Genomic DNA, 24,786 nt, shown 5'->3' on the forward strand with positions numbered 1-24,786 from the left:
AGGCCATCGATCCAGAACTCGGCAAAGTTCGGGCTCGGATCGTCGTAGGGCATGCTGATCCACAGTGATTGCTCGCTCGCCGCACCGTCTTGGGCCGGCGGCAGCATGAACTTGGCATGGGCGCGCGCCAGCTGGCTGTTGCCGGCGGCGATCACCACGGTCAGCCGCCCCTGTTGCTCGTCGATCAGCGCATCGATGGCGCGTTCCAGCAGCCCCTGCCCGTCGTGCGAGCCGCTGTGGGCGCCCAGGCTCAGGGTGACGACCAGCGGGGATTCAGGCGCGGTGCGCGCCAGCAGGTAGCGCAGCCCGTCCAGCACGCAGCTGTTGAGCCAGTTGCCATGCGTCTGCGCAAAGACCGGGCCAGGCACCTGCACCGCCACGATCTCCAGCGCACCGGCGGCGTCGGCCTTGCCCGTCAGCGGATCAGCGCTAGCGCCAGCCAGGGCCAGCACCTGGGTGCCATGGCCCCAGCGCGGGATCGGCAGGCCCAGTCCGCGGTAGGCGCGCGCCTGCGCCCTCGTGTCGGGCAGCGGACCGAATGACTCGATCGCAGCGCCGTCGAGTTCGCGGCCATAGCCCAGCTCGGGCGGGGTGCGCCAGGGCGCCCGCAAGGGGCCTTGGCCCTGGTCCCAGAAATGCCGGATGCGCGCGCGGCCGTTCACGGCGCGGAACATCGGGTGCAGCAGGGCGATATCAGCGTCGATGATGCCCAGCACCGGGGTGCCAGAGGCCAGCGCTGCACGGCTGGCTGGCGGGCTGTCGGCCTGATGCGTCTGGCAGGGCGGCTGCGCAGCGCTGGCCAGCGCCAGCGTGCCGGAGCTCAGCACGCTGCGGCGCGCGCCCGGCACGGACGGAGGCAGGGTCTGGCGGTTGGCGCAGTGGGCGGTGAAGAAGGCGCAGCCGGCCGGGTAGACGGCGGGGATCTGCCAGCCCGCCTGCGTGCCTGCCGCAGCGGGGCGCTCGCCTTCGCACAGACGGTGCTGCAATAGCTCGTCGCCACGGCGGCGGCTGGCCCATTGCAGCCAGGGGTCGGGTGTGGCGTCGAGCTCAGCTCTGGGAACGTCCCGCCAATTCGGTCTTTGGTGTGTTGTTGTCATGCCTGCCCCCGCTCAGGCGCCGGTGTAGCCCCATTCGGCCCGGGCGCGTTGCCACAGCCAGGCCAGCTGGCGATTCAGCGCCGGCCGGATCTGCCCGTCCAGTGCGCGGCAACCCATCTGCTGCAAGGCGGGGACGCCCGTGCGCACCATCCACAGATCGTCGATCTCGCCCTGGCCGTTGAAGGCGCCGGCCGGCGTCTCGACCGCGCCGGTGCAGACGCCAGCCACATAGGAGCCCAGGGTCTCGCCCAGCAACTGGCCAACGATGCTGTCGATCTCGTAGTGCACGCCCAGCACGACGCGGTTGCGGGCAATGCGCTGGGCCAGCACGCGCAGCGCGTCGGCATAGTCGGGCGAGGTCGCGTGGCCGCTGTCCGAGACCAGATAGGCCAGCAGGGTCGACACCGCCGAGGACTCGGTCGCATGGCCGCTGGGGAAGGCGCCATGGGCAGGTGTCAGGATCAGCGGCTGGATCGCCATGTTCACCTCATAAGGGCGCGGCACCGCCAGTGCATGCTTGATGCGCAGCACGGCGGCCGAGGCCAGCTGCAGCGTCAGCTCGATCAGCTCCAGCGTGCGGCCGGTGCGGTCGGGGTGCAGCGGCAGCAGCGCGCTCCAGAAGGCGATGGCCGGCGTGAGCTGGGTCAGACCTTCGTTGAGGCCAGACGTCAGCACTTCGGAGCCGACCGCTTTCTCGCGGAAGTCCAACGTGCGCAGCGCCTGCTTGCGCAGCTCGTCCAACGTGGGACGCACGAGGCTGACCATCAACTGGCCGTTGGCATGCAGCTCCACCGAGCTGGCCGGCGTGGTGTGGACGCTCAGGCCCGAGCCCAGCTCCCAGCCCAGTGTCGAAAGGCGCACCGCCGGCTGCCAGCGCGCCAGATTGGCTGGGTCATCGAGCTCGGACAGGCGGCGTCGGCCGGGGCTGTAGGGCCCGTTCTGCTGCGGCTTGATGGCGTGAATCAGCTCCTTGCGCATGGCCTCCACGGCCAGTGCCAGCGTCGGATTCATCACGGTGCCCGCATAGCCCGAATAGCCGTTGAAATGCCCCGGCCCGGCGACGGTGCCCGTCGTCCCTGTCGTGCCGGTGGTGCCTGTTGTTCCGGTCGTCCCCGTCGTGCCAGTAGTACCCGTAGTACCGGTCGTTCCTGTGGTCCCGGTGGTGCCTGTGGTTCCAGTCTTTCCGCTCATGGGCTTGTCCTCCGTTTTGCGTCTGCTGTTGTCGAACCGGTGCCAAGGCAGCGGTTAGGGCGGGATGCCAGCCAGCGCCAGCGCGTAGCTCAGTCGATCGACCTGGCCTTGCCGCTGGCCGGGGTAGCGCGCCTGGAAGCTGCTGACGGTGAGCTGCGGCTCGATGCTGCGCAACTGCGCTGCGCAGGCGCGCGCGGCGTCGATCTGCCCGTCCAGCGCCTGCGCCATCACCAGTACGCGCAGCGTCGAGGCATGCGTGCGGTTGCCCTGCAAGGATTTCTGACCCAGGCGGATGGCCTCGCCATACTCGCCCGCCAGCAGCCGCGCCAGGGCCGAGAAATGCTCGTAGTAGTAGCGCATCGGGTCCAGCGGCGACAGACTCATCGCCCGGTCGGCGCAGCTGATGGCCTCGGCCGTGCTTTCGCGATAGCCCAGCATCGCCGACTTGAAGAGCCAGGCCAGGCTCTCGTTGGGGTTGGCCTGCAGCGCCATGTCGTAGCGCTGTTCGGCGGTGGCGAAATCCTTGCGCACATAGCCGGCCACGAAGCCGTCCAGCGTCAAGCTCAGCGGATGTTCGGGATGCAGGTCCAGCGCATTGCCGGTCTGCCAGGCGGCTTGGCGTCCGTCGTCGGCCGGATCAGGCGACCAACCCTGGCCGATGCGCATCACATGCCACTTGCCCAGCCAGGCCTTGGGAATGGGCGAGCGTGGATGCCGTTCGGCCAGGTGCTCCAGCATGCGGCGCGCGTCGGCAAAGGCGTCGGGCGAGAGCCGGTGCAGCTTGGCAATCGCGCCGAACAGCAGCGTGTAGCTCTCCAGCGCTGGCAGCGGGCGGGTGTCGGCCAGCAATGCTTCGGCGCCGACCAGGGCCTGCGCCAGCTGGCTGGACAGCTCGGCGATGGCGGTGCTCTGGCCTTGCAGCAGCTCGGCCATGCCGCCGGTGGCACTGCCGGCCCAGACGACGGCCTGGCTGTGGCTGTCGACCAGCTGCACATGGATGCGCAGCTGCGCGTCCAGCAACGCGCAGCTGCCCTGCACCAGATAGCGCGTGCCCAGGCTGCGGGCGATGTCGGCCACCGGCAGCACGCGCTGGCGCAGCGTGGCGGTCGACAGGCTGGAGATCACCGCCAGATAGGGCACGCGGCTCAGGCCGGCGGTCAGTTCCTCGGCGACGAATTCGCCCAGCATCAGCTGCGGCTGCTCGCCGGCGAGGGTGCGCAGCGGCAGCACCGCCACGCTGGCACGCAGTTCGGTGCGGTCCAGCGACAGGCTGCCGCCAGATCCAGCCGGCTGGGCCGCCGGCCGCAGCCGCCAGGCGCGGATCGGCTCACTCAGGCTCTTGAGCCAGCACTCACCCATGTCTTCGATACCGGCATCGATGCCGTCGAGCAGCTGTTCGCGCACCTCGGGCGACACCACGATATCGCCGGGTTGCGCCAGCGTCGTCAGCCGTGCGGCCAGGTTGACGCCGCTGCCGTAGATGTCGAGTTCGTCATGCACGACCACGCAGTGGTGCATGCCGATGCGCAATTGCAGCGGCACCTCGTGCGCCGCCCGCGGCTGCCTGGCCGACAGCCGGCGCTGGATCTCCAGTGCTGCCGCCGCGCCGCTCGGCACCGTCTCGAATTCCAGCAACATCCCATCCCCCAAGCTTTTCACCATGCGCCCCTCGAGGGAGGGCAGCACCTGGCTGCGCACTTCGTGGACGAAGCGCCGCCAGCGATCGATCACGCCGGCCTCGTCGAGCTGCATCAGGCGCACGGACTCGACCAGGTCGACCACGACGATGGTCTTGGTGCTCCTCGTCAACTCCGGCCAGGCCTCCCCCGGCGTGTCTTGCCCGCGCATGCTCGTTGTGTTCTTGGTGGTAGACATCGTCATTGTTGCGGAAGCAACTTGCTGCACTGCAGCGGGTTTGTGCGGTGGCTCATCCGTTCACCAGCGATGCCGTGCCAGCGGGCCCGGGATAATCCGCAGATGACTTTGCGCTACCAGACCCTGCCCGTGACACCTTTTCAGCAGAACTGCTCGCTGCTGTGGTGCGACGAGACGAACGAAGCCGCCTTGATCGACCCGGGCGGCGAGCTGCCGCGGCTGCTGGCGGCGGTGGCCGAGCGGGGCCTGACGCTGAAGGCGATCTGGCTGACCCATGCCCATATCGACCACGCCGGTGCTGCCGGCCAGCTGGCGCGCGAGCACAGCCTGCCCATCGTCGGGCCGCATCCGGGCGACCAGTTCTGGATCGACGGCCTGCCGCAGCAGAGCGCGATGTTCGGCTTCCCAGCCGCCGAGGGCTTCAAGCCGACGCGCTGGCTGGCCGATGGCGACACGGTGACGCTGGGCCGCGAGACCTTGCAGGTGCGCCATTGCCCGGGCCACACGCCCGGCCATGTGGTGTTCCATGCGCCGCAGATCGAGCGCTGCTTCGTCGGCGATGTGCTGTTTGCCGGCAGCATCGGCCGCACCGATTTCCCGGGTGGCGATCACGCCACGCTGATTGCCTCCATCACGCAGCGCCTGTGGCCGATGGGCGACGAAACGGTGTTCATCCCCGGCCACGGCCCGGAAAGCAGTTTCGGCCGCGAGCGCCGCAGCAACCCCCACGTGCTGGGCACCTGAGCGCCGGCCGCCCGCCGAGGGTGAATAGTTCACAAAGACAGACCCCAGGATTTACCCAGCACCCGGGGTTGATCCCTCTAAGCTTCAGAGCAACACGCTGTCATCCGCGTTGTTGTTGCTCGATCCGAGCGTGATGAGGGAGTATAAAAATGCTGGTCAACGAAACCACTGCAGGGCGCCGGTTCAGTTCTGCGCCGCCGCTGGCTGAACGCCGGCGTGCGGCGTCCCTGAGCAGCCACTGGCTGGCCTTGGTGCTGGACGAGCTCGACTACGGGCTCTTGCTGGTGGATGCCAGCGGCGGGCTGCTGCACAGCAATCGCGCGGCCCGGCAGGTGCTCAACGAACACCACCCGCTGCAGCTGCTGGGCGGCCAGTTGCGCGCCCGCTTCAGCCAGGACATCAAGCCGCTGTTCGACGCCTTGCTGCAGGCCGAGCGCGATGATCGCCGCTGCCTGCTGCGTCTGGGCGAGGAGCAGGACCGCGCCAACGTGGTGGTGGTGCCGCTGAACCGCGATGTCGAGCAAGCGGCGGTGCTGCTGGTGCTGGAGCGCCAGGAGCTGTGCGGCGCGCTGGCCGCGCAGTGGTTTGCGCTGCGCTATGGCCTCACGCCGGCCGAGACCGAGGTGCTCAAGGGCCTGAGCAGCGGTGCCCGGCCCACCAGCATTGCCGAGAGCCAAGGCGTGGCCATCTCCACCGTGCGCACCCAGATCCAGAGCATCCGCGCCAAGTCCGGCGCGCGCAGCATCCGCGAACTGCTGCGTCAGCTGGCGGTGCTGCCGCCCTTGGTGTCGGCGCTGCGCAACTGAGGCCAGCGAGCCCTTAACATCCGGCGCTTGTCGCGGCCATCGGGGCCGCGCCATCGCGCCCGATGCCCAAGCCTTCGCCTGCCGCCCTCGCCACCGATCCTGCACTCAGTGCCTTGCCGCCGCAACTCGCCTTGCTGGCCGAGCGCGGCGTGCTGCGCAGCTATCGCAAGGGCACGCTGCTGATCGAGGAAGGTTCGCAAGGCGACAGCCTGTATCTGGTGGTCTCCGGGCGCTTGCGCGTGTTCGGTTGCGACAGCCGGGGCCGCGAAGTCACCTACGGCAGCTATGGCGCCGGGGACTACGTCGGCGAGATGAGCCTGGACGGCGGCCCGCGTGCGGCCAGCGTGATCACCGAGGAAAGCAGCCGCTGCGTGCTGTTGACCCGCCAGAGCCTGCTGGCGCATATCGCCGCGCATCCCGAGTTTGCGCTGGAGCTGCTGACCAAGGTGATACGCCGGGCGCGCGCTGCCACGCTGTCGACCAAGCAGCTGGCGCTCAACGATGTCTACGGCCGCCTCAAGGCCCTGCTGGAAAACCCGCCCGACGGCCGGCTGACGCACCAATCGATGGCCAGCCAGTTGGGTTGCTCGCGCGAAATGGTCTCAAAGCTGATGAAGGACCTGGAGCTGGGCGGCTATGTCCAGCGCGAGGCCGGCGGGCGCTTTGTCCTTCTCAAGGCGCTGCCGGCGCGTTGGTAGGCATCTCAGCTGTCGCGGCGGCGCAGCGGCTGCGCCACCTCGAAGCGCTGTTGCGGCTTCTCGGCGCGCGCGTAGAGGGCCTCGACCTTGGGGATGTTGGTCTCGATGTCGCGAATGCGGGTCGGGCCGGTCGGGTGGGTGGAAGCCCATTGCGGCGGCGCGCCCTTGGAGGCTTCGGCCATCTTCTGCCACAGGCTGACACCGGCTTCGGGCCGGTAGCCCGAGCGGGCTGACAGCTCCAGCCCCACCAGATCGGCTTCGGTCTCGTCCTCGCGGCTGAACCTCAGCGTCAGCAGCTGCGCGCCCATGCCGAGTGCCGCATCGCCCAGGCTGCCCAGACCCAGTACGCTGGACAGCAGGTTGGCGCCGATGCGCGTCGCCGTGGTCTTGGCCATGCGCTCGCGCGCATGCTCGCGTAGCGCGTGGGCCACCTCGTGGCCCATGATGAAGGCGACTTCCTCGTCGTCGAGCTTGAGCTTTTCGAGGATGCCGTAATAGAAGGCGATCTTGCCGCCCGGCATGCAGAAGGCATTGAGCTGGCTGCTGCCGATCAGGTTGACCTCCCACTTCCACTGGCGCGCCCGCGGGTTCCAGCCGTAGGACTGCGGAATGATGCGGTTGGCGATGGCGCGCAGGCGCTTGACCTGCGGATGATCGGCCGGCGCCAGCGCGCGCTGATCCTGCGCCTCGCGCATCATCTGCTGGTATTGCTGCGCGCCGGCGGACTCAATCTGCTCGGCGGGCACCAGGCCGGCCAGCTTGCTGCGCTCGCCGACATCCACCCCCTCACGCTGCTGCTGCGCCCAGGCGGGCAGGCTGGACAGTGCCGCGCCGCCGGCCAGCAAGCCCGTGAACAGGCGCCGCTGCGGCTGGGAGGGCGGGCCGCAGCGTGCGCAGTCGCAGCGGCCGAAGCCATAGCTCGGCGCGCTGGGCAGGTGGGGATCGGCGTGGACTTCGAAGTGAGCTGTATCGACCATGGCCTGCATTTTGCGGCAAGCGCGCCATTCCTTGTGCCACAGCGCAGCCGGTGGGTGGTCGACAATACGGGCCATGTCCAGCGCCTCCGACCCCTCCGCCCTGCCCGGCCCCGACAGCCGCGAGTTTCGCTCGGCCCTGGGCATGTTCGCCACCGGCGTCACCATCGTCACCGCCCGCGGGGCTGATGGTGTGCTGGTCGGGCTGACCGCCAACTCCTTCAATTCGGTCTCGCTGGCGCCGCCGCTGGTGCTGTGGAGCCTGGGCATGCGGGCCGGTTCTATGCCGGTCTTCAGCCGCGGGTCGCACTATGCGATCAACATCCTGGCGGCCGATCAGAAAGCCCTGGCTGAACGTTTCGCCACCCGCGATATCGACCGCTTTGCCGGCGTGGCCTGGCGCGAGGGCGCCGGCGGTGCGCCGGTTCTGGACGGTGTGGCCGCGGTGTTCGAATGCGCCAACCGCAGCCAGTATGAGGAAGGCGATCACGTCATCTTTGTCGGCGAGGTCGAGCGCTGCGCCTTCAATCCGGCGGCGCAACCGTTGATTTTTCACGGTGGGCGCTATTACACCGAGCTGCCGCTATAGCTTGTTACGCCCTGGCAGGCTTTGAAACGCCTGGGCGTGGCCCGGCTGCGCAGAATCGCGCCACAAAGGCCCGAGTTGTTGATGCGGGCCTGGAAAGGTCCGCCATGCTGTTGATTCCCTGCCCCGCCTGCCTGGGCCAGAGCCAGGTCTCCGAGGCTCGCGCCTTGTCGGGCCCGACCTGCCCGCAATGTGGCCATGCGCTGCTCAGCGGCGAAGTCGGCGAGCTGGGCGAAGCCAACTTCGATGCCGCAGTCCTGCCGCATGGCCTGCCGGTGCTGGTGGAGTTCTGGGCCAGCTGGGCCGGGCCCTGCCGCATGATGGGGCCGCAGCTGGCGCTGGCGGCGCGCTCGATGAAGGGGCGGGTGGCGGTGTTCCGCGTCGATGTGGACAAGAGCCCGCGTCTGGTCACTCGCTTTGCGGTGCGCACTCAGCCCACCATGCTGCTGTTCCTGCGCGGGCAGGAGTTGCAGCGCCATGGCGGCGCGATGGCCGCCCACCAGATTGCCGAATGGGCCGCGGCTGAGTGCCACGCCTCGGGCTGGTCTGACTTGTGAACGCTTGAAAGCCTCAGGCCGCGCCCCATCTGATCGGCAAGGAGTGCTTGCCGATCATGATCATCACCTGTCCCCACTGCCTCACCAAGAACCGCGTGCCCGCCGAGCGCGCCGCGCAGGACCCGGTCTGCGGCCACTGCAAGGCCGGCTTGCTGACCGGTGATCCGGTGGTGCTGACCGAGGCCAATTTCGACGCCGTCATCGCCGGCAGCGAGCTGCCGGTGGTGGTGGATTTCTGGGCTGCCTGGTGCGGTCCCTGCCGCATGATGGCGCCGCACTTCGCGCAGGCCGCCCAGCAGCTCAAGGGCCAGGCCCTGTTCGTCAAGGTCGACAGCGATGCCAACCCGCGCCTGTCGCAGCAATGGGGCATCCGCAGCCTGCCCACGCTGCTCTTGATCCGCGGCGGCCAGGAGCAGGGCCGCATCTCCGGCGCGATGCAGGCACCGCAGATCCTGCAGTGGCTGATGCAGCAGCAGAGGCGCTGAACGGCCCGGGCGCTCTCAGCCCTGCGCCAGCCGCCTGGCGGCAAAGGCGACGAACCAGTCCACGCAGCCGGCATTGGCCATTGCGTCGCGTTTGAACACCGTCTCGGGCGCGGCGCCCAGCAGCAGCTTCTTCACCGGCAGTTCCATCTTCTTGCCCGACAGCGTGCGCGGCACGGCCTGCACCTGCAGGATCTCGCTGGGCACATGGCGTGGCGACAGCGCGGCCTTGATCGCATCGCGCAGCCGGCGCTTCAGCGCCTCGTCCAGCGCGAGGCCCTCGCGCAGCACGACGAACAGCGGCATATAGCTCTCGCGGCCCAGGTATTCCAGGTCCACCACCAGGCTGTCCAGCAGCTCGGGCTGCGTCTCCACCGCGCGGTACAGCTCGGCCGTGCCCATGCGGATGCCGTGGCGGTTGATGGTCGCGTCCGAGCGGCCGTAGATGATGGCGCCGCCCTCGGGCGTGATGCGCAGCCAGTCGCCGTGGCGCCAGATGCCTTCGCCCCTGGGGCCGCGGTACATGTCGAAGTAGCTGTCGAGGTAGCGCTGGTCGCCTGCGTCGTTCCAAAAACGCAGGGGCATTGATGGGATGGGCCGCGTGCAGACCAGCTCTCCCACCTCGTCGACCAAGGGCTGGCCTTGTCCTTGCGTGTCCGGCGGGCCGTAGGCATAGACCGCGGCGCCCAGGCAGCGGCATTGCATCTGCCCGCGCCGCACCGGCAGCAGTGGATGGCCGCCCAGGAAGGCGCCGGCGAAATCAGTGCCGCCGCTGATGCAGGCGATCCAGATGTCTCGGCCGCCGGGCTTGGGGCAATGCGCCCAGATCCAGTCATAGCACTCATCGGCCAGCGGGCTGCCGGTCGAGCCGACCGCGCGCAGCGCCGACAGATCGCCCTCGGCCATGGGCTCGACGCCGGCCTTCAGGCAGCTGGCGTAGAAGGCCGCGCCGGCGCCGAAGAAGTTGGCCTTGCTCAGCGCGGCGAAGCGCCACAGCGTGGCCCAGTCCGCCTGCTCGCGGCTGCCGCCGGGGCTGCCGTCGAACAGGCAGATCGTGCAGCCAGCCAGCAGCGCGCTGATCTGGCAGTTCCACATGATCCAGCCGGTGGAGCTGTACCAGTGGAAGCGGTCTTCGGGCCGCAGATCGTTGTGCAGCACCCCGCCTTTGAGCTGCTCCAGCACGATGCCGCCATGGCCGTGCACGATGGGCTTGGGCAGGCCGGTGGTGCCGCTGGAGTAGACGATCCACAGCGGGTGGTCGAAGGGCAGCGGCTCGGGCTGCACCCACTGCGCTGGGGCCAGGTCTTGCGCCAGCAGTGCGCCGAGGTGATGCGCCTGGCGGCCGGGGCGGGCCAGGGCCTGGACGTCGGCGGCGGCGTCCAGCTGCGGCAGCAGCAAGACATGCGCCACCGTGGGCAGTGCATCCAGCATCTCGCGCAGCAAGGCCAGGCGCGGCACGGCCTGGCCGGCGTAGACATAGCCATCGACGCAGATCAGCGCCTTGGGCTCGATCTGCGTGAAGCGGTCCAGCACCGCCACCGGCCCCATATCGGGCGAGCACACCGACCAGATCGCGCCCAGGCTGGCCACCGCGAGAAAGGCCACCGCCGTCTGCGGGATGTTGGGCATATAGGCGACGACGCGGTCGCCGCGGCGCACGCCCATGCCGCGCAGCGCGGCGGCCAGCGTGCCGACCTGGCGCTGCAGCTCGGGCCAGGACAGCTCGGCCAGCTCGCCGCGCGCCAGCATGGCCTCGTTGGCGTGGACGATGGCCGGGCGGCCCGCGGCGCTGGCGGCGGCGGCATGGCGCAGCGCCTGGGCGGCGTAGTTGATCGTGGCGCCCTCGAACCAGCGCGCGCCGGGCATGCGTTCTTCGCACAGCGCCTGCTTGAATGGGGTCGATGACTGAAGTTCGAAGAAGTCCCAGACGCTCAGCCAGAAGGCACCGAGCTCGCTGACCGACCATTGCCACAGCGCGTCGTAGCTGTCGAAGCGCAGGTCCAGGCGCTGCTGCAGGAAGGCCTGGTAGCGTTCGATCTGGTGGGGCTGCTGTGCCACAGGCGTCGTCATGGGTGGGTCTCCGGTTTTTCTTGGGCTCTGTGAAGCGGCATTCTGGTCCCGAAGCCGGCCATGTCGAGTCCTGAAGGTGACGGCGCCAGCGAAGTCGGTGGCGCTGCATGAATCCCCCTGCGAAAGGGACGGTTCGACCCTGCCGAAGCCCTGGGCGCGAGGCTAAACTGAGCCATGACTTCCCCGAGCGTCCAGCCCGGCCCCAAGCTTCATGCACTGCGGCGCAGGGACATTCTTGCGGGCCTGTCCATGGGGCTGGCTGCATCAGGGGCCGTGCTGGCCAGCAACAAGCTGCTCACCACGCCTGCTGCGGTGAAGCGCCCGCCGGCACAGCTGCCAGCGTTGGTGCCCGATGACGTTCTGCTGGACTATCAACGCTTCCTCGGCGGCCGGCCGCCGGCTGAGGTCACCGACTTTGGCGGCGCGCATGCACGCCGTGATGTGGCCGAGGTGGTGTTGATCCATCAGGCCCTGGCCCAGGCGACCTTCGCCAGCGCGCTGGACATGCTGGCCCGGCCGACCGACGCGCGTCTCAAACTGGACCTGCGGGCCGGGCTCGCCGCCTGCACCGCCACCACCTACTGGCGCGGTGACTTTGCCGACAAGGAGCCCGGTCTGCTGTTCAGCCTGCCCTTGGTCGAAGACGGTGAGTTCGAAGCCGGGCTCTACACCGTGCCTTCAAATCGCCTGGCGCTGGCGGCGCGCAGCCTTGACGATCTGCGGCGCCTGCGGCTGCTCTCGAACCGCGATTGGCACGTGGACTGGCAGACCCTGATCCAGCTCGGCCTGCAGGATCGCCTGCAGCATGTGGGCAACTGGTCGCTGATGCCGCGCATGCTGCAGAGCGGCCGGGCCGATGTGCTGCTGGCACCGTTCCAGCCGGGTGAGGGCATGGTGCTGAAAGTGGAGGGCATCACGCTGGTGCCGGTGCCAGGGTTGAAGATCTCGATGCACGGCACCCGCCACTATGTGCTGTCGGCCAAGCATCCGGCCAGCGCGCAGCTGGCGCCGGCCTTGGATGCCGGCTTGCAGGCCTTGCGCCGCAGCGGCCAGCTCAAACGCGCCTACACGCAGTCGGGCTTCTTCCACCCGGCGGTGAAAGAGTGGACCCGGCTGTAGGTGGGCGTTGCCCTAAGATCATTCGACGACACGCACTGCACACCCGCTCGTCCCATGTCTGCTGCCCCCCTCATCTTCCGCCAGCTCTTCGACCCGGCTTCATCCACCTACACCTATCTGCTCGGCGACCCCGCCAGCGGCGAGGCGCTGCTGATCGACCCGGTGTTCGAGCAGGTGCGGCGCGACAGCGCGCTGCTGCGCGAGCTGGGCCTGCGCCTGGTGGCCACGCTGGACACGCATGTGCATGCCGACCATGTCACCAGCGCCTGGCTGCTCAAGCAGCGCTGCGCCAGCCAGATCCTGCTGTCCGCCGCCTCGGGCGCGGGCAATGCCGACCGCCTGCTGCAGCATGGCGAGCATGTGGCGTTCGGGACGCGCCATCTTGAGGTTCGCGCCACGCCCGGCCATACCGACGGCTGCCTGAGCTATGTGCTGGACGACCACAGCATGGCCTTCACCGGCGACAGCCTGCTGATCCGCGGCTGCGGTCGCACCGACTTCCAGCAGGGCAGCGCCAGCCGGCTGTTCCGCTCGGTGCGCGAGCAGATCCTCTCGCTGCCACCGGCCTGCCTGCTCTACCCCGGCCACGACTACCGCGGTCTCACGGTCACCAGCGTGGCCGAGGAGTTGCGCTACAACCCGCGCCTGGGCGGCGACGCCAGCGAGGGCGATTTCGCCGGCTACATGAACGCGCTGGGCCTGCCGCACCCCAAGCTGATCGACATCGCCGTGCCGGCCAATCTGCGCTGCGGCCGGCCCGAGTCCGAAGGCCAGGGCAGCGGCGACGAGCCCGACTGGGCGCCGCTGAGCTTCACCTTCGGCGGCATCTGGGAGATCCAGCCCGCGGCGCTGCAGGAAAAGCTGCGCAGCGCCGACGGCGCCGCCATCCAGCTGCTCGACGTGCGCGAAGCCGAGGAGTTCAACAACACCTTGGGCCATATCGCGCAGGCGCGGCTGCTGCCGCTGGCCGAACTGCAGGCCCGCCTGGCTGAGCTTGACCCGGCGCGCCCCGTCATCACCGTCTGCCGCTCCGGCACCCGCTCGGCCCAGGCCACGGTGCTGCTGCAGCGCGCCGGTTTCAAGCGCGTGGCCAATATGGCCGGCGGCATGCTGCGCTGGAATGCCGAGCGGCTGCCTGTCGAGATGGCGACTCCCTGAGCAAGCCTTGACGCTCAGCATCGGCGTCAGGCGGTGGGGAGTGTCGGCGCCCTGGCGGCGTTGATGCCTGCTGCGACCGAACAAGGTCGACTGGACTTCCCCGCAGATCCGCATCGATTTTCCGTGGGGGCGGATCCGTTGCTTGCCAGCTTCGCCGGTCTTGAGCGGGCACTTCGGCGATGTGCGTAGGCGGCTTGGCCGGCAATTTCGGCTCGCATGCCGGCCTCTCGCCGCTTGCGTTGGTGCCGCGGCTGCCTGAACGGCCGCAGATGTAACGCGCGACTGTCTCTGATCGACCCTTCAGCGACCCTCAGCCCCCAGGGTTGATCGCCGCAAAGCGCTCGCCCGCGCCGGTGTCAAGCCATCCGCTCCGATTCAGGCAGGCGTCACCCAACAGCGACAAGCGCGTAGGCGACCAGGCGTGACCTGCCTGACGGGGCCGTCCGTCAAGGGCGTGCTGCGGTGCTGGGCGACTCTTGCTGGCGCGGATGGGGTTTGTATTGTTTGGTCAAGCCTGCCCGATGACGACAATGCCGGCATGGTTGAAACGCTGTCGTACGTTAGTTCATCGGAGTTTCTGGGTGCGGCAACCACTCGGTGGGCCAGCCTTTTCCGGACGCAAGTGCCCGAGCGGGCCGCCGACTTCGTGGGCAGGCTGTACTCGCCGCATGCGCTTCGTGTCGGCCGCGTCGATGGATTCGACATGCAACTCGGCGGCTTCGAGTTCGGTCACATTCATGTGGGTGCCATCAGCTACGGCAGCCCCGTGATCGCACAGCTGGCCCCGCAGCAGGCCCACTGGGTGTTTTCCCGGCTGCAGCGAGGCACGGCGACGCGCGGTCGGCATGGGCGCACCTTTGGTGCCGGCGATGCCAGCGTGCTGGCGCCTGGCGAAACCCACGAAGTACACCTGTCCGCCGACATGCAGTTGATCAACCTGCGCATCGCGCATGAGGACATGATCAGGGCGTGCCATGCGCTCTCGGGTGTCGAGCCCGGGGGGAGCCTCGGTTTCGACGACCACCTGCCGGCTGGCAGCGCTGCTTCCGAGGCTCTGCACCGCATCACGTTGCTGCTGGCGAACACGCCGCAGTACGCGCATGCGGCCTCAGTCTGCTTCGAACGCAGCCTGCAGGAGGCCGTGATGTTCGAGTTGCTGCTGGCATGGCCCAGTGCGGTCAGCGGGTACCTCGCGCAGCCGGCCAGCCTGCCCGAGACGACGCGCAGGGCGCGGGACTATCTGCATGAGCATTGCGAAGACTTGCCAACGGTGGGTGACCTGGCGCGCCATTGCGGCGTCAGCGTGCGTGCGCTGGCCAGGGGGTTCGCCCGTCACCTGAACACGTCGCCGCTGCAGTACATGATCAACCTGCGCCTCGACCGTGTTCGCCAGCAATTGCAGGCCCATGGTCGGGAGGGCAATGTGACTGAGGTCGCGCACCGGTGGGGCTTCACCCACGCAGGGCAATTTGCGGCTCGCTACCGCAATCGGTTTGGCGAGCTGCCTTCGGAGACCCAACGCAAGGGTCGCGGCTGAAGCCTCGCAGCCGCCGGGGGTTTCCCTACGTGTTCCGTTTTGCGACTGCAGGGTACCGATTCTCGATGGCGCGCGGGCGCGCACCGGCCGGACACTGTCTCCACGCGGTACCGAGTGGCCCTTGCGGGCTGGCTTGGCACCCTGTGTACACCTGCCAGGAGACACCACATGCCAGCATCGCACTCGCACCACCGACACGCCGTCGCCACCGCCGTTCTTTCCGCCCTGGGCGGACTGTCTTCAATGCCCGTGCTGGCCCAGGCCAGCGGCACCGAAGGTGCGCTGGTGCTGGAGCGCGTGGAGATCACCGCTGAAAAGCGACTGACTGTGCTGGACACGACACCGTCGGCGATCTCGGTGCTGAATGGTCGCCGGTTGGCCGAATCCGGCGCCACCGGCTTGGCCGACCTGGTCACACTGGTGCCGAACATGTCATTCACCACGGGCTATGGCGCCAGCCAGTTGTTCATCCGCGGTATCGGCAACGTCTTCTTCACCGCGGGTGGCGACCCTGGGGTGGCGCTCTACACGGACGGCGCCTACATCTCGGACCAGACGAGTTCCAATGCCAGCCTGTTCGACGTGCAGCGCGTCGAGGTGCTGCGCGGCCCGCAGGGCGCTCTGTACGGGCGCAACGCCACTGGCGGTGCGATGAACCTGATCTCGGCCCTGCCTACGCAGGCTTTCAAGGCGCAGTTCGGCGCCTTGCTGGGGCAGTACGGTCGCCGCGAGAGCGAAGGCTTCGTCTCAGGCGGGCTGGGTTTCGCGAACACCAGTGCGCGGCTGTCGTACCAGGTCAAGAAGCTCGACGGCTACATCGTCAACCAGCTCGCGGGCGTGCGCTCGGGGCCGGTGTTGCCGGGCGGGGTTGACACGATGGGCCCTGAGCGGCTGGACGACCTCGATTCCAGTGCCTTGCGGCTGCAGACACTGACCGACCTGGGTGCGGCCGGCACGCTGCGCCTGATTGCCAGCAGCTACCGCCAGGACGAAGCCGGGCCCGGCAACAAGCAGCTCGTCGATCCGGTCACGATCCCGATCCTGCTGTACAACGCCAGGCCGGTGGCCGACCCCCGCGCGACCAAGAGCCAGGGGGCGTCGAACTTGGTCGACGTGAAGGCGCTCCAGGTCGTCTACGAGCGACCGCTGGGAGACGCCACCTTGAGCGTGGTCGCCAGCCACCGCAAGAGCGACGCCGACATGTTCTGGGACGGCGACGCGACCGAGGCCTTGATGGCGACCACGCGCTTCAAGACGGGCAGCCGCGACCGAAGCATCAACGTGCACGTGGCCAGCGGCGAGGGTGCACTGCAGTGGCTTGTCGGCGCCAGCTGGCTGCAGTTCGACCAGCGCCAGGACATCCAGGTCGATACGCAGATTCCCTTGGGTTTCCTGGCGCCTGGCCAGCCCGTGAACGTGCCGTTCCCGGGCGGCGTGAGGTTTCTGCTGGGCGGCAAGGTCGACACCCGCTCGACCGCGGCCTACGCTGACCTGCGTTACGCACTGAGCAAGCAGTTCGCCGTGCTCGCGGGCCTGCGCAGCAGCCGCGACACCAAGGAGGCCCAGGAGTACCAGACGGTGGCCGCCTTTGGCCTGAACGGCACGGGCGCACCGTCAGCCAGTTGGAGCAGCACACCGGGCAGCCTGGGTTTCGAGGCCACCTTGGCACGGGACACGCTGATCTACGGGAAGTTGTCGCGGGGCTTCAAGTCCGGTGCCATCAACCTGGGCGCCCTGCAAAGCACCGCGGTGCGTCCGGAGACGGTCAACAGCGCCGAACTCGGTTTCAAGACCGGCTTCCTGGAGCGTCGCGGCGCGTTCTCGGCCGCGGTCTTCTCCAGCAAGTACCGCGACATGCAGGTCTCGCAAGTGGGTCTGGCTTCGGCGATCCTGACCAACGCCTCGGCGGCCAAGATCAACGGCCTGGAACTGGAGCTGTCGATGCGGCCGGTATCGGCGCTGACGCTTTCGGCCACGCTCGGGCTGATGGACCCGAAATACACGCGCTTCCTGAACGTCGACCTGCGCAATGGCCCCGGGGTCACGGTGGATGTCAGCGGCCGCCAGCTGGCCCAAGTCTCCAAGCAGCAGGCCAGCCTCGGCGCCGAATGGACGCAGACCCTGGGTGATCTGCGGGCCTTGTTCCGCGCCGACTATGCCTGGCGCAGCAAGTACTGCTTCACCGAGTTCAACACACCCGATGCAGAACAGGCGGCCTACGGCACCTTGAATCTTGGCGTGGTGCTGCGGCCACGCCAAGGGGCCTGGAAGGCGTACGCGCAGTTGCTGAACGTCGGCAACAGCACGGCCATCACCAGCATGAACATCGCCAGCCCAGTACTTGGGGGGTCGCGTCAGGTGAACTACACACCGCCGCGTCGCGTGGCGGTCGGGGCCTCGATGGACTTCTGAACCCACAGTCTCCGTGATCATGACCCCAACCCCAACCCCAACCCCAACCCCAACCCCAGCCCCAGCCATGGCACCCGTTCGAGGCCGATGCAGCGAACGCTTCGAGCCCCTGCGGCACTTGTTCGCGTCACTGCTGAGCTCGGATGCCGACCTCGGCGCCTCGCTGGCACTGACCGTCGACGGTCGTTTCGAGGTCGACCTGTGGGGCGGCTGGTCGGATGAAGCGCGCACCCGCCCTTGGGAGGAGGACACGGTTGTCAACGTGTGGTCCACGACCAAGACGATGACGTCGCTGGCTGCACTGTTGCTGGTCGACCGCGGCGAACTGGACGTGGATGCGCCGATCGCTCGCTACTGGCCCGAGTTCGCCGCAGCCGGCAAGCAGGCCATCACGCTGGCACAGGTTCTGTCCTACACCTCGGGTGTCTCCGGCTGGGATGCACCCGTGGTGCTGGATGACCTGTACGACTGGGAGCGCAGCACGGCGCGCCTGGCGGCACAGGCGCCCTGGTGGCCCCCTGGGACGGCGAGTGGCTACCACGCACTGAACAGCGGACACCTGGTCGGCGAAGTGGTGCGCCGGATCACCGGGCGGGGTCTGAAGGCGTTCTTCGACGATGAGATCGCGCGCCCGCTCGGCGCGGACTTCCACATCGGCCTGCCCGAGAGCGAACTCCATCGGTGCAGCCCCGTGGTGCCGCCGCCGCCGCTGCCTGTCGACTTTTCGACCCTGGACCCCAGCAGCCCGGTCTACCGCACCTTCACGGGCCCGCTGCCAGACGCGGGCGCTGCCAACACGGCCGCCTGGCGTGCGGCCGACATCGGTGCTGCAAATGGCCACGGCAACGCGCGTTCGGTCGCACGCGTGCAGAGCCTCGTCAGCAACGGCGGTGAGGCATTCGGCGTGCGTCTCCTCAGTTCGCAAACCGTGGAGCGCATCTTCGAAACCCGAAGCCGGGGTGTCGATCTGGTGTTCGGCGTACCCGTGCACATGGGCCTCGGCTGGGGCCTGCCCGAACCGGCAACCGTTCCGTACGTGCCCCAAGGTCGGGTTTGCTTCTGGGGAGGCTGGGGCGGTTCGATGGTCATCAACGATGCCGACCGACGGACGACCCTGGCTTACATGATGAATCGCATGGCGCCCGGCATCATCGGCGGCGAGAACATCGCGAGACTCGCCGCGTGTCTGAACGACATCCTGGCGCGGGACGCCGGGGTTCGGTGATCGAGCCGAGGTCTGCATCAGGAAAGCGCCGGCCAGCGGGCAGTTTGTCGGGACCTGACCATCAAGACTGTCGGCAAGGTCGAGAGCTCCGGCCGTCGATGTCCGGCCGGCCGCTCTCATCCTGGGCCCGCTCGCGGGCAACGCTGGACCAGCTCCACAGCCGATCCAGATCCAGCTCAGCGCGCACCGGCGTAGCACCGCGCACCTCCTCCCGCTGACGGCGCACTCACAGCCGGTACAGCTCCTCGACATCGGCCTGCATGCTGTAGATTTTTGTACTGCATTTAAGGCAACGCTGAACAAGTCCCTCGCGCACGGAGAATCCCTGCTTTGGGCGATCTGCTGCGTTGCAAATCCTCGCCGTAGCCCACGCTACGGCTGCGGTTCGCGCCTTGCAGCTCATCCCAAACCAGGGCTCGCCGTATCGCGGGGACTTATTCAGCGTCGCCTTAACTCAATGGAAGGGGGGTGCTGCAAGTCGGTGACCGCTCAGAGCGGTGTACCCACTCGCCTTCATTTGCACACGCCTCGATCAACAAAGCGTCTCGATCACCTATGACAGGCCGCAGAGAGTTCAAAGCTGAGTGAGAACCGACACCTGCGCAGCGCCGCCTGTCCGTTGGCGTCGCCGCCGCCCTTGCGCACCTGGTCGACCCAGACGGATTCGATGCCGCGCACCACGAACGTTGTCTTCATCGAGCGTCCCTTTCGTCAGCGAGCCTGTCTCGCCGCTGCCGGCATTGAAGCAAGGCCGGGGGACGCTGTCTCGCCGCTTCCGGACACGCAGGCCGGATGCAGCCTGGGGCTCAGTCGCCCATGTCGACGAAGCGCCACCAGTCGCGCGCAAAGGGGTGGCGCCAGAAGCCGTGCACGCGCTTTTGGCTCAGGTCCACACGGATCGCATGCCAGTGCGCCAGATAGGGCACATAGGCCAGCATCATGCGGTTGGCGTCGCGCATCGCGGCCTGGCGCTCGGGGCCGTCGGACAGGGCCCGCTGGCGCCGGTACAGCGCGTCATAGGCCGGCAGCTGCATGCGCGCATCGTTCGATTGGCCGCTGTTGGGGCCGTAGGCCATGCCCAGGAAGAAGTCGCCGTCGGGCGATGAGCTGTTCCAGCTGTAGCCCCACATCATCAGCTGGCCGGCCAGGGCTTTCTTGATCAGCTCGCCGAACTGGCCAGTCTCGAACTCCATGCGCAGGCCCAGGGCGTCCATGCGCTTCTTCCACAGCTCGTTGAGGGCGCGCTGGCGGCTGTTGCTGACGCCGGCCATGCGCAGCGTCAGGCGCGAGCCGTCGGGGTTCTCCAGATAACCGTCGCCATCCGCGTCCTTGTAGCCATAGGTGGCCAGCAGCGCGCGGGCGCGTGGCAGGTCGGCCGCGCTCATCTCGCTCTTGAGCTGCGGGTCGTGGCCATACACGGCGGGCGGCAGTAGCGACTGCGCCGGCACGGCCTGGCCCTTGAAGACCAGGCGGATCTCGGCCGCGTTGTCATAGGCCAGCGCGATGGCGCGACGCAGCGCCACCTTCTCCGGCGTGAAGCCGCCGATCTGCGGATCCTCGAAGTTGAAGTAGCTTAGCTTGACGTCGGCGCCCACGGTCTGGCGCGCCTGCACGCCGCGTGCGGCCAGATTCGGCGCCAGCCGGCCGCCGGGCAAGGCCATCGGCGCCACGCCGGGTGGCATTTCCAGCACATCCAGTTCACCGCCGGCAAAGGCCAGCCAGCGCGGCTGTTCTTCTTCGATGATGCTGACATGCACCTCGTCCACCAGCGGCAGGCGTTGGCCGGCCAGGCGCTGCGCCATGGCCTGGGCCTGCGCATCACCGGCGGGCGCCACGCTGTCGAAGCGCTGCTCGCGAAAGCCCGGGTTCTTCTCCAGCACCGTCAGCGAGCCGCGCCGCCAGGACTTGAGACGGAACGGCCCGGTGCCCACCGGATGCGCCATCAGATCGGCGCCGTAAGCCTCGACCACCTCGCGCGCGACGGCGCCCGTCAGCCCGGCATTGGCGAACACATGGATGAAGCGTGGGTCGCTCTGCGCCAGCCGCAGCTCGAAGCGGTAGCGGTCCAGCGCGCGCAGGCCTTCGACGGGGCTGTCGTAGTCCAGCCCGGTCTTGGCCTTCAGCGCGCGCTGGCGCAGCGCAGTCATGCCGAGGATCTGCGCGTTCTCGAACTGGTAGAGGTGCTCGGTCTTCAGGCGCGGGTCGAAGAAGCGCTTGATGCTGTAGACATAGTCCTGCGCCACCAGCTCGCGCGGCCGACCCTTGAAGGCCGGGTCTTCGCTGAAGAAGATGCCGGGCCGCAGCGTGAAGACAAAGCGCCGGGCCTCGTCGCTGACCTCGGGCAGCGCAGCGGCGGTCAGCGGGCGCAGCAGGGCCGGGCGAGCCAGGCAGTCGTAGGTCAGCGGCGGCTCGAAGATGTGCGCGTTGATGATGACCGAGGTCTGGTCAGACACCTGCGGCGGATCGAAGCCCACTTCGCCTGTGTTGAAGGCAGTGCGCAGGATCTTCTTGCTGCCGCTGCGGCTGCCGTCAGCCTGGGCTGCCGCCCAGGGGCTGGCGGCCAGCGCCAGCGAGCCCTGCAGCCAGCCGCGCCTGCGCATCGTCACGGCTTGGCGGGCCGCTTGGCGTTGTCGATGTCCACGTACTGCCAGAACATATTGCCGAAGGGCGGGCGCTTGTAGCCCTGCAGCCAGGGCTGCGCCAGGTCGGTGACGATGCGGTGCACCTGATACTTGTGCGGCATGTAGGCGGTGGTCAGCTTCTGCGCCTCGCGCAGCAGGGCCAGGCGCTCGGGGCCATCGGGGATGTCCTGCATGCGGCGGTAGACCTCGTCGAAGCGATCGAGCTTGAAGCGCGCCAGGTTCTGGCCGCCGGAGGCCGGGCCGTAGAGGATTTCCAGGCCGGCCTGCACATCAGGGTCGCTGGCCGAATAGCCCAGCGCCCAGATCGGCAGCTGGCCAGCGCGCGCGGCCTTCAGCTGCTCGGGCCACTTGCCAGCCTTGATGGTGATCTTGATGCCGATCGCGTCCATGTTCTTCTTCCACAGCTCGTCGAAGCTGCGCGAGAGCGCGTCGGGCTGGCTGGCGTATTCGATCGCGAAGGGCTTGCCGTTGGGCAGCTCGCGCCAGCCGTCACCGTCCACGTCCTTGTAGCCGTACATGTCCAGCAAGGCCTTGGCGCGCGGCAGATCGAAGTCGCTGTTCTCGCTTTTGAACATGGGGTCGTAGCCCCAGGTGCTGGGCGCCACCACCGATTGCGCGATCACCGCCTGGCCGCGGCGCACGGTGTTGATCTCGCGGTTGATGTTGGTGGCCAGGCCGATGGCGCGACGCAGCGCCACCTTCTCGGGCGTGTAGCCGCCCACCACCGGGTCTTCCATATTGAAGTAGTACATGGTGCGGTCGGTGTTGACGACGCGCTCCATCTGCATGCCCTGCTTGGCCAGGTTCGGTGCCAGCTGGCCCTTGGGCGCGGCGATGTTGCTGAACTCCAGCGGCACCGTCACCAGGTCGAGCTCGCGGTTCAGGTAGGCCAGCCAGCGCGGCTGCGACTCCTCGATGATGGACACCTCGACGCGGTCGATCATCGGCAGGCGACGGCCCTTGAACTGCGCGGCAAAGGCCTGGCCGCGGGCATCGTCGGCATTCGGCTCGCCGTCGTAGAACACCTCGCGATAGTTGGGGTTGCGCACCAGCACCATCTGCGAGCTGCGGCGCCAGCTCTTCAGCATGAAGGGTCCGGTTCCCACCGGATGCTCCATGGTCTTGTCCTTGTAGGCCTCGATCACCTCGCGGGCCACGGCGCCGTACTGGTCGCCGCCGGTGATGTTGTAGATCAGGCGCGGGCGCGGGGACTTCAGGCGGTACTGGATCGTGTAGCGATCCAGCGCCCGCAGACCTTCGACCGGGGCGTTGTAGTCAAACGGCTTCTTGTCCTTCAGCGCCGCCTGGCGCAGCTCGTCCAGGCCGATGATGCCCAGGCCAGCGAAGGCAGTGTAGGCCGGGCTCTTGGTGGCGGGGTCGAAGAAGCGCTTGAGCGAGTAGACGAAGTCCTCGGCCACCAGTTCGCGCTTCTTGCCTCCAAAGGCCGGGTCGTCGGCAAAGTAGATGCCGGGCTTGATGCGCACGGTCCAGGTCTTGAAGTCATCGCTGACCTCGGGCATCGCGGCCGCGACATTCGGCTTCACCTTGAAGGGCCGCGCCAGATAGTCGTACTTGTACAGGCCCTCGAAGATGTGGCCGGTGATGATGCGCGAATACAGATCGCTGATCTGCGCCGGATCGAAGCCGGTTTCACCGGCCACGAAGGCATAACGTAGCAGCTTGGCGTCCTCAGCTTGCGCTGGCGTGGCTGCAGCGCCGAGTTGCATCGCCAGCAGGCTGGCCAGCGCGGCACGCAGGATCTGTCGCTTGGGCTTGTTCGTCATCATGCTCATGGTCGTTTCTTGCTCTCGTCGATATCCACCATATGCCACCACTCCTGCCAGAACAGCGGGCGGCGGTAGCCGATCACCCAGGGCTGCGCCAGGTCGGTCAGCAGGCGGTGCACATGGTTACGGTAAGGCAGGTAGACGGCGGCGATGCGCTTGGCCTCGTGGATCAGGGCCAGGCGCTCGGGGCCGTCGGGCAGGGTCTGCATGCGCTCGTAGATTGCATCGAACTCGCGCATCTTGAAGCGCGACAGGTTCTGCCCGCCGGTGGCCGGGCCGTACAGGCGCTGCAGCGCGGCCTGCGCATCGGGCTTGTCTGCCGAGGAGGCCACGCCCCAGATCTGGAACTTGCCGCCGCGCACGCTTTTGAGGTTCTCGGGCCACTTGGCGGTCTTGAAGGCCAGGCGCAGGCCGATCTGCGCCATGTTCTTCTGCATGATCTCGTCGAGCTGGCGCGAGGCGTTGTCGGGCTGGGTGTTGCGCGTCAGCGTGAGCTGGCTGCCGTCGGGCAGTTCGCGCCAGCCGTCGCCGTCCACGTCCTTGTAGCCATACAGGTCCAGCAGCGCCTTGGCGCGCGCCGGGTCGAAGTCGCTCATCGAGCTCTTGAACTGCGCCTCGTAGCCGGTGGTGTGCGGCACCACCGGGCTTTGCGCCGGGATGGCCTGGCCGCGGCGCACCAGCTGGATCTCGCGCTGCACATCGATGGCCAGGCTGACCGCGCGGCGCAGCGCGATCTTGTCGGGCGTGTAGCCGCCCACCACCGGGTCTTCCATATTGAAGACCGTCATCGTCGACTCGGGCCCGACGATGCGCAGGCCCTGGATGCCGCGCTTGGCCAGGTTGGGCGCCAGCTGGCCATGCGGCAGGGCCTGGCTGATGAAGTCGGCCGGCACGCGCTCCAGGAAGTCCTTCTCAGCGTTCAGGAAGGACAGCCAGCGCGGCTGCGCCTCCTCTATCACGGCGATCTCGACGCGGTCCACCATCGGGATGCGGCGGCCCTTGAAGCGCGCCAGCAAGGCCTGACCCTCGGCATCGTCGGCGGCGGGCTCGGCGTCGTAATAGCGTTCGCGGTAGTTGGGGTTCTTCTCCAGCACCATCAGCGAGCTGCGGCGCCAGCTCTTCAGCATGAAGGGCCCGGTGCCGACCGGGTGCGCCATGATCTTGTCGCCGTAATGCTCGACCACCTCGCGCGCCAGCGCGCCGTAGAGGTCGGAACCAGCCAGCAGCGACTGCAGCAGATGCGGACGGCCCTGCTCGGTGCGGATCTGCAGCGTGTAGCGATCGAGCGCGCGCAGGCCCTCAATCTCGCGGTCGTAGTTGAAGGGCTTCTTGCTTTCCAGCGCCTGCTGGCGCAGCGCCTTCAGGCCCAGGATGCCGGCGTCTTCAAAGGTGGACCAGACGGGACTCTTCAGCGCCGGGTCGGCGAAACGCTTGAAGCTGTAGACATAGTCGGCCGCCACCAGCTCGCGCTTCTTCCCGCCAAAGGCCGCATCGTCGGCGAAGTAGATGCCGGGCTTGATGCGGATGGTGTAGGTCTTGAAGTCGGCGCTGACCTCGGGCATGCCCACCGCGGTCAGCGGCTTGATCTTGACCGGCCGCGCCAGATGGTCGTACTGGTACAGCGTCTCGAAGATATGCGCAGTGATCGTGCGCGAGTACAGGTCCGAGAGCTGCGAGGGGTCGAAGCCGGTTTCGGCCACCAGAAAGGCGTACTTCAGCACCTTGGGCGGCTGGACTGTTTCGGCAGGCGATGCTGCGTTGATGGTGCTGCAGCCAAGCAGCAGGGCCGCGCCGGCCAGGCGTCGCAGAAGGGGACTCAGCATGGC

General features: G+C 68.0%; 19 protein-coding genes and 1 pseudogene. 11 read left to right on the forward strand and 9 right to left on the reverse strand.

Annotation, left to right across the window (positions count from 1 at the left end; all coding sequences use genetic code 11):
- From ACIQ67_RS06060 to ACIQ67_RS06070, 3 genes and pseudogenes are all read right to left on the reverse strand, one after another.
- Window positions 1-1,097, reverse strand: a pseudogene (locus tag ACIQ67_RS06060) (hypothetical protein); the annotation flags it as partial.
- Window positions 1,098-1,109: 12 nt separating this feature from the next.
- Window positions 1,110-2,288 carry a phosphatase PAP2 family protein gene (locus tag ACIQ67_RS06065; RefSeq protein WP_397533461.1) on the reverse strand — a complete coding sequence of 393 codons (1,179 nt, stop codon included), beginning with the start codon at window positions 2,286-2,288 and terminating at the stop codon, window positions 1,110-1,112.
- Between the two features lie 54 nt (window positions 2,289-2,342).
- Complete coding sequence (locus ACIQ67_RS06070) at window positions 2,343-4,163, reverse strand: adenylate/guanylate cyclase domain-containing protein (protein ID WP_397533462.1); 1,821 nt, start codon at window positions 4,161-4,163, stop codon at window positions 2,343-2,345.
- Between the two features lie 102 nt (window positions 4,164-4,265).
- Here ACIQ67_RS06070 and ACIQ67_RS06075 point away from each other — a divergent pair, with 102 nt between their 5' ends.
- The 3 genes from ACIQ67_RS06075 to ACIQ67_RS06085 all read left to right on the forward strand — a co-directional run bounded on the left by ACIQ67_RS06075 (window position 4,266) and on the right by ACIQ67_RS06085 (window position 6,411).
- Window positions 4,266-4,907 (forward strand): MBL fold metallo-hydrolase, encoded by a 642-nt coding sequence (locus ACIQ67_RS06075; RefSeq protein ID WP_397533463.1) that lies wholly within the window; start codon window positions 4,266-4,268, stop codon window positions 4,905-4,907.
- Window positions 4,908-5,056: 149 nt separating this feature from the next.
- Window positions 5,057-5,713: a helix-turn-helix transcriptional regulator gene (locus ACIQ67_RS06080; RefSeq protein ID WP_397533464.1), complete on the forward strand. Its 657-nt coding sequence runs from the start codon at window positions 5,057-5,059 to the stop codon at window positions 5,711-5,713.
- 62 nt (window positions 5,714-5,775) lie between these two features.
- On the forward strand, window positions 5,776-6,411 hold the full coding sequence (locus ACIQ67_RS06085) for a Crp/Fnr family transcriptional regulator (RefSeq protein WP_397533465.1): 636 nt from the start codon (window positions 5,776-5,778) through the stop codon (window positions 6,409-6,411).
- Window positions 6,412-6,416: 5 nt separating this feature from the next.
- Here the strand turns inward: ACIQ67_RS06085 and ACIQ67_RS06090 are convergent, their stop codons facing one another.
- Window positions 6,417-7,463 (reverse strand): M48 family metallopeptidase, encoded by a 1,047-nt coding sequence (locus tag ACIQ67_RS06090; protein ID WP_397533466.1) that lies wholly within the window; start codon window positions 7,461-7,463, stop codon window positions 6,417-6,419.
- Between ACIQ67_RS06090 and ACIQ67_RS06095 the strand changes: the two genes are divergently transcribed.
- The 3 genes from ACIQ67_RS06095 (at window position 7,462) to trxC (ending at window position 9,013) form a co-directional block, all read left to right on the forward strand.
- A complete protein-coding gene (locus tag ACIQ67_RS06095) occupies window positions 7,462-7,974 on the forward strand; it encodes a flavin reductase family protein (RefSeq protein WP_397533467.1) in 513 nt (170 codons plus the stop codon). The two genes, ACIQ67_RS06090 and ACIQ67_RS06095, sit on opposite strands and share 2 nt — an antisense overlap.
- A gap of 104 nt (window positions 7,975-8,078) precedes the next feature.
- On the forward strand, window positions 8,079-8,528 hold the full coding sequence (locus ACIQ67_RS06100; protein WP_397533468.1) for a thioredoxin family protein: 450 nt from the start codon (window positions 8,079-8,081) through the stop codon (window positions 8,526-8,528).
- 56 nt (window positions 8,529-8,584) lie between these two features.
- On the forward strand, window positions 8,585-9,013 hold the full coding sequence (trxC, locus tag ACIQ67_RS06105; protein WP_397533469.1) for a thioredoxin TrxC: 429 nt from the start codon (window positions 8,585-8,587) through the stop codon (window positions 9,011-9,013).
- A gap of 15 nt (window positions 9,014-9,028) precedes the next feature.
- Here the strand turns inward: trxC and ACIQ67_RS06110 are convergent, their stop codons facing one another.
- Window positions 9,029-11,080 (reverse strand): acetoacetate--CoA ligase, encoded by a 2,052-nt coding sequence (locus tag ACIQ67_RS06110; protein ID WP_397533470.1) that lies wholly within the window; start codon window positions 11,078-11,080, stop codon window positions 9,029-9,031.
- Between the two features lie 174 nt (window positions 11,081-11,254).
- Between ACIQ67_RS06110 and ACIQ67_RS06115 the strand changes: the two genes are divergently transcribed.
- The 5 genes from ACIQ67_RS06115 to ACIQ67_RS06135 all read left to right on the forward strand — a co-directional run bounded on the left by ACIQ67_RS06115 (window position 11,255) and on the right by ACIQ67_RS06135 (window position 18,531).
- The gene (locus ACIQ67_RS06115) at window positions 11,255-12,199 is read left to right on the forward strand and encodes a hypothetical protein (protein WP_397533471.1); all 945 of its coding nucleotides are present in this window, start codon (window positions 11,255-11,257) and stop codon (window positions 12,197-12,199) included.
- Window positions 12,200-12,253: 54 nt separating this feature from the next.
- On the forward strand, window positions 12,254-13,357 hold the full coding sequence (locus ACIQ67_RS06120; protein WP_397533472.1) for a rhodanese-like domain-containing protein: 1,104 nt from the start codon (window positions 12,254-12,256) through the stop codon (window positions 13,355-13,357).
- A 538-nt stretch (window positions 13,358-13,895) separates the two neighbouring features.
- Window positions 13,896-14,894: an AraC family transcriptional regulator gene (locus ACIQ67_RS06125; RefSeq protein ID WP_397533473.1), complete on the forward strand. Its 999-nt coding sequence runs from the start codon at window positions 13,896-13,898 to the stop codon at window positions 14,892-14,894.
- 168 nt (window positions 14,895-15,062) lie between these two features.
- A complete protein-coding gene (locus tag ACIQ67_RS06130) occupies window positions 15,063-17,306 on the forward strand; it encodes a TonB-dependent receptor (RefSeq protein WP_397533474.1) in 2,244 nt (747 codons plus the stop codon).
- A 118-nt stretch (window positions 17,307-17,424) separates the two neighbouring features.
- A complete protein-coding gene (locus tag ACIQ67_RS06135; RefSeq protein WP_397533475.1) occupies window positions 17,425-18,531 on the forward strand; it encodes a serine hydrolase domain-containing protein in 1,107 nt (368 codons plus the stop codon).
- A 549-nt stretch (window positions 18,532-19,080) separates the two neighbouring features.
- Here the strand turns inward: ACIQ67_RS06135 and ACIQ67_RS06140 are convergent.
- The 4 genes from ACIQ67_RS06140 to ACIQ67_RS06155 form a co-directional block, all read right to left on the reverse strand.
- Entirely contained in the window at window positions 19,081-19,227 is a 147-nt protein-coding gene (locus ACIQ67_RS06140) for a hypothetical protein (protein ID WP_397533476.1), read from the reverse strand.
- A 110-nt stretch (window positions 19,228-19,337) separates the two neighbouring features.
- The gene (locus ACIQ67_RS06145) at window positions 19,338-21,131 is read right to left on the reverse strand and encodes an ABC transporter substrate-binding protein (protein WP_397533506.1); all 1,794 of its coding nucleotides are present in this window, start codon (window positions 21,129-21,131) and stop codon (window positions 19,338-19,340) included.
- Window positions 21,132-21,133: 2 nt separating this feature from the next.
- The gene (locus tag ACIQ67_RS06150; RefSeq protein WP_397533477.1) at window positions 21,134-22,966 is read right to left on the reverse strand and encodes an ABC transporter substrate-binding protein; all 1,833 of its coding nucleotides are present in this window, start codon (window positions 22,964-22,966) and stop codon (window positions 21,134-21,136) included.
- The gene (locus tag ACIQ67_RS06155) at window positions 22,963-24,783 is read right to left on the reverse strand and encodes an ABC transporter substrate-binding protein (RefSeq protein WP_397533478.1); all 1,821 of its coding nucleotides are present in this window, start codon (window positions 24,781-24,783) and stop codon (window positions 22,963-22,965) included. The genes ACIQ67_RS06150 and ACIQ67_RS06155 overlap by 4 nt, the downstream gene beginning before the upstream one ends.
- Window positions 24,784-24,786: the final 3 nt, after the last annotated feature.

It is taken from the genome of Roseateles sp. (assembly GCF_044373315.1).
Lineage (GTDB): Bacteria > Pseudomonadota > Gammaproteobacteria > Burkholderiales > Burkholderiaceae_C > JACDQM01.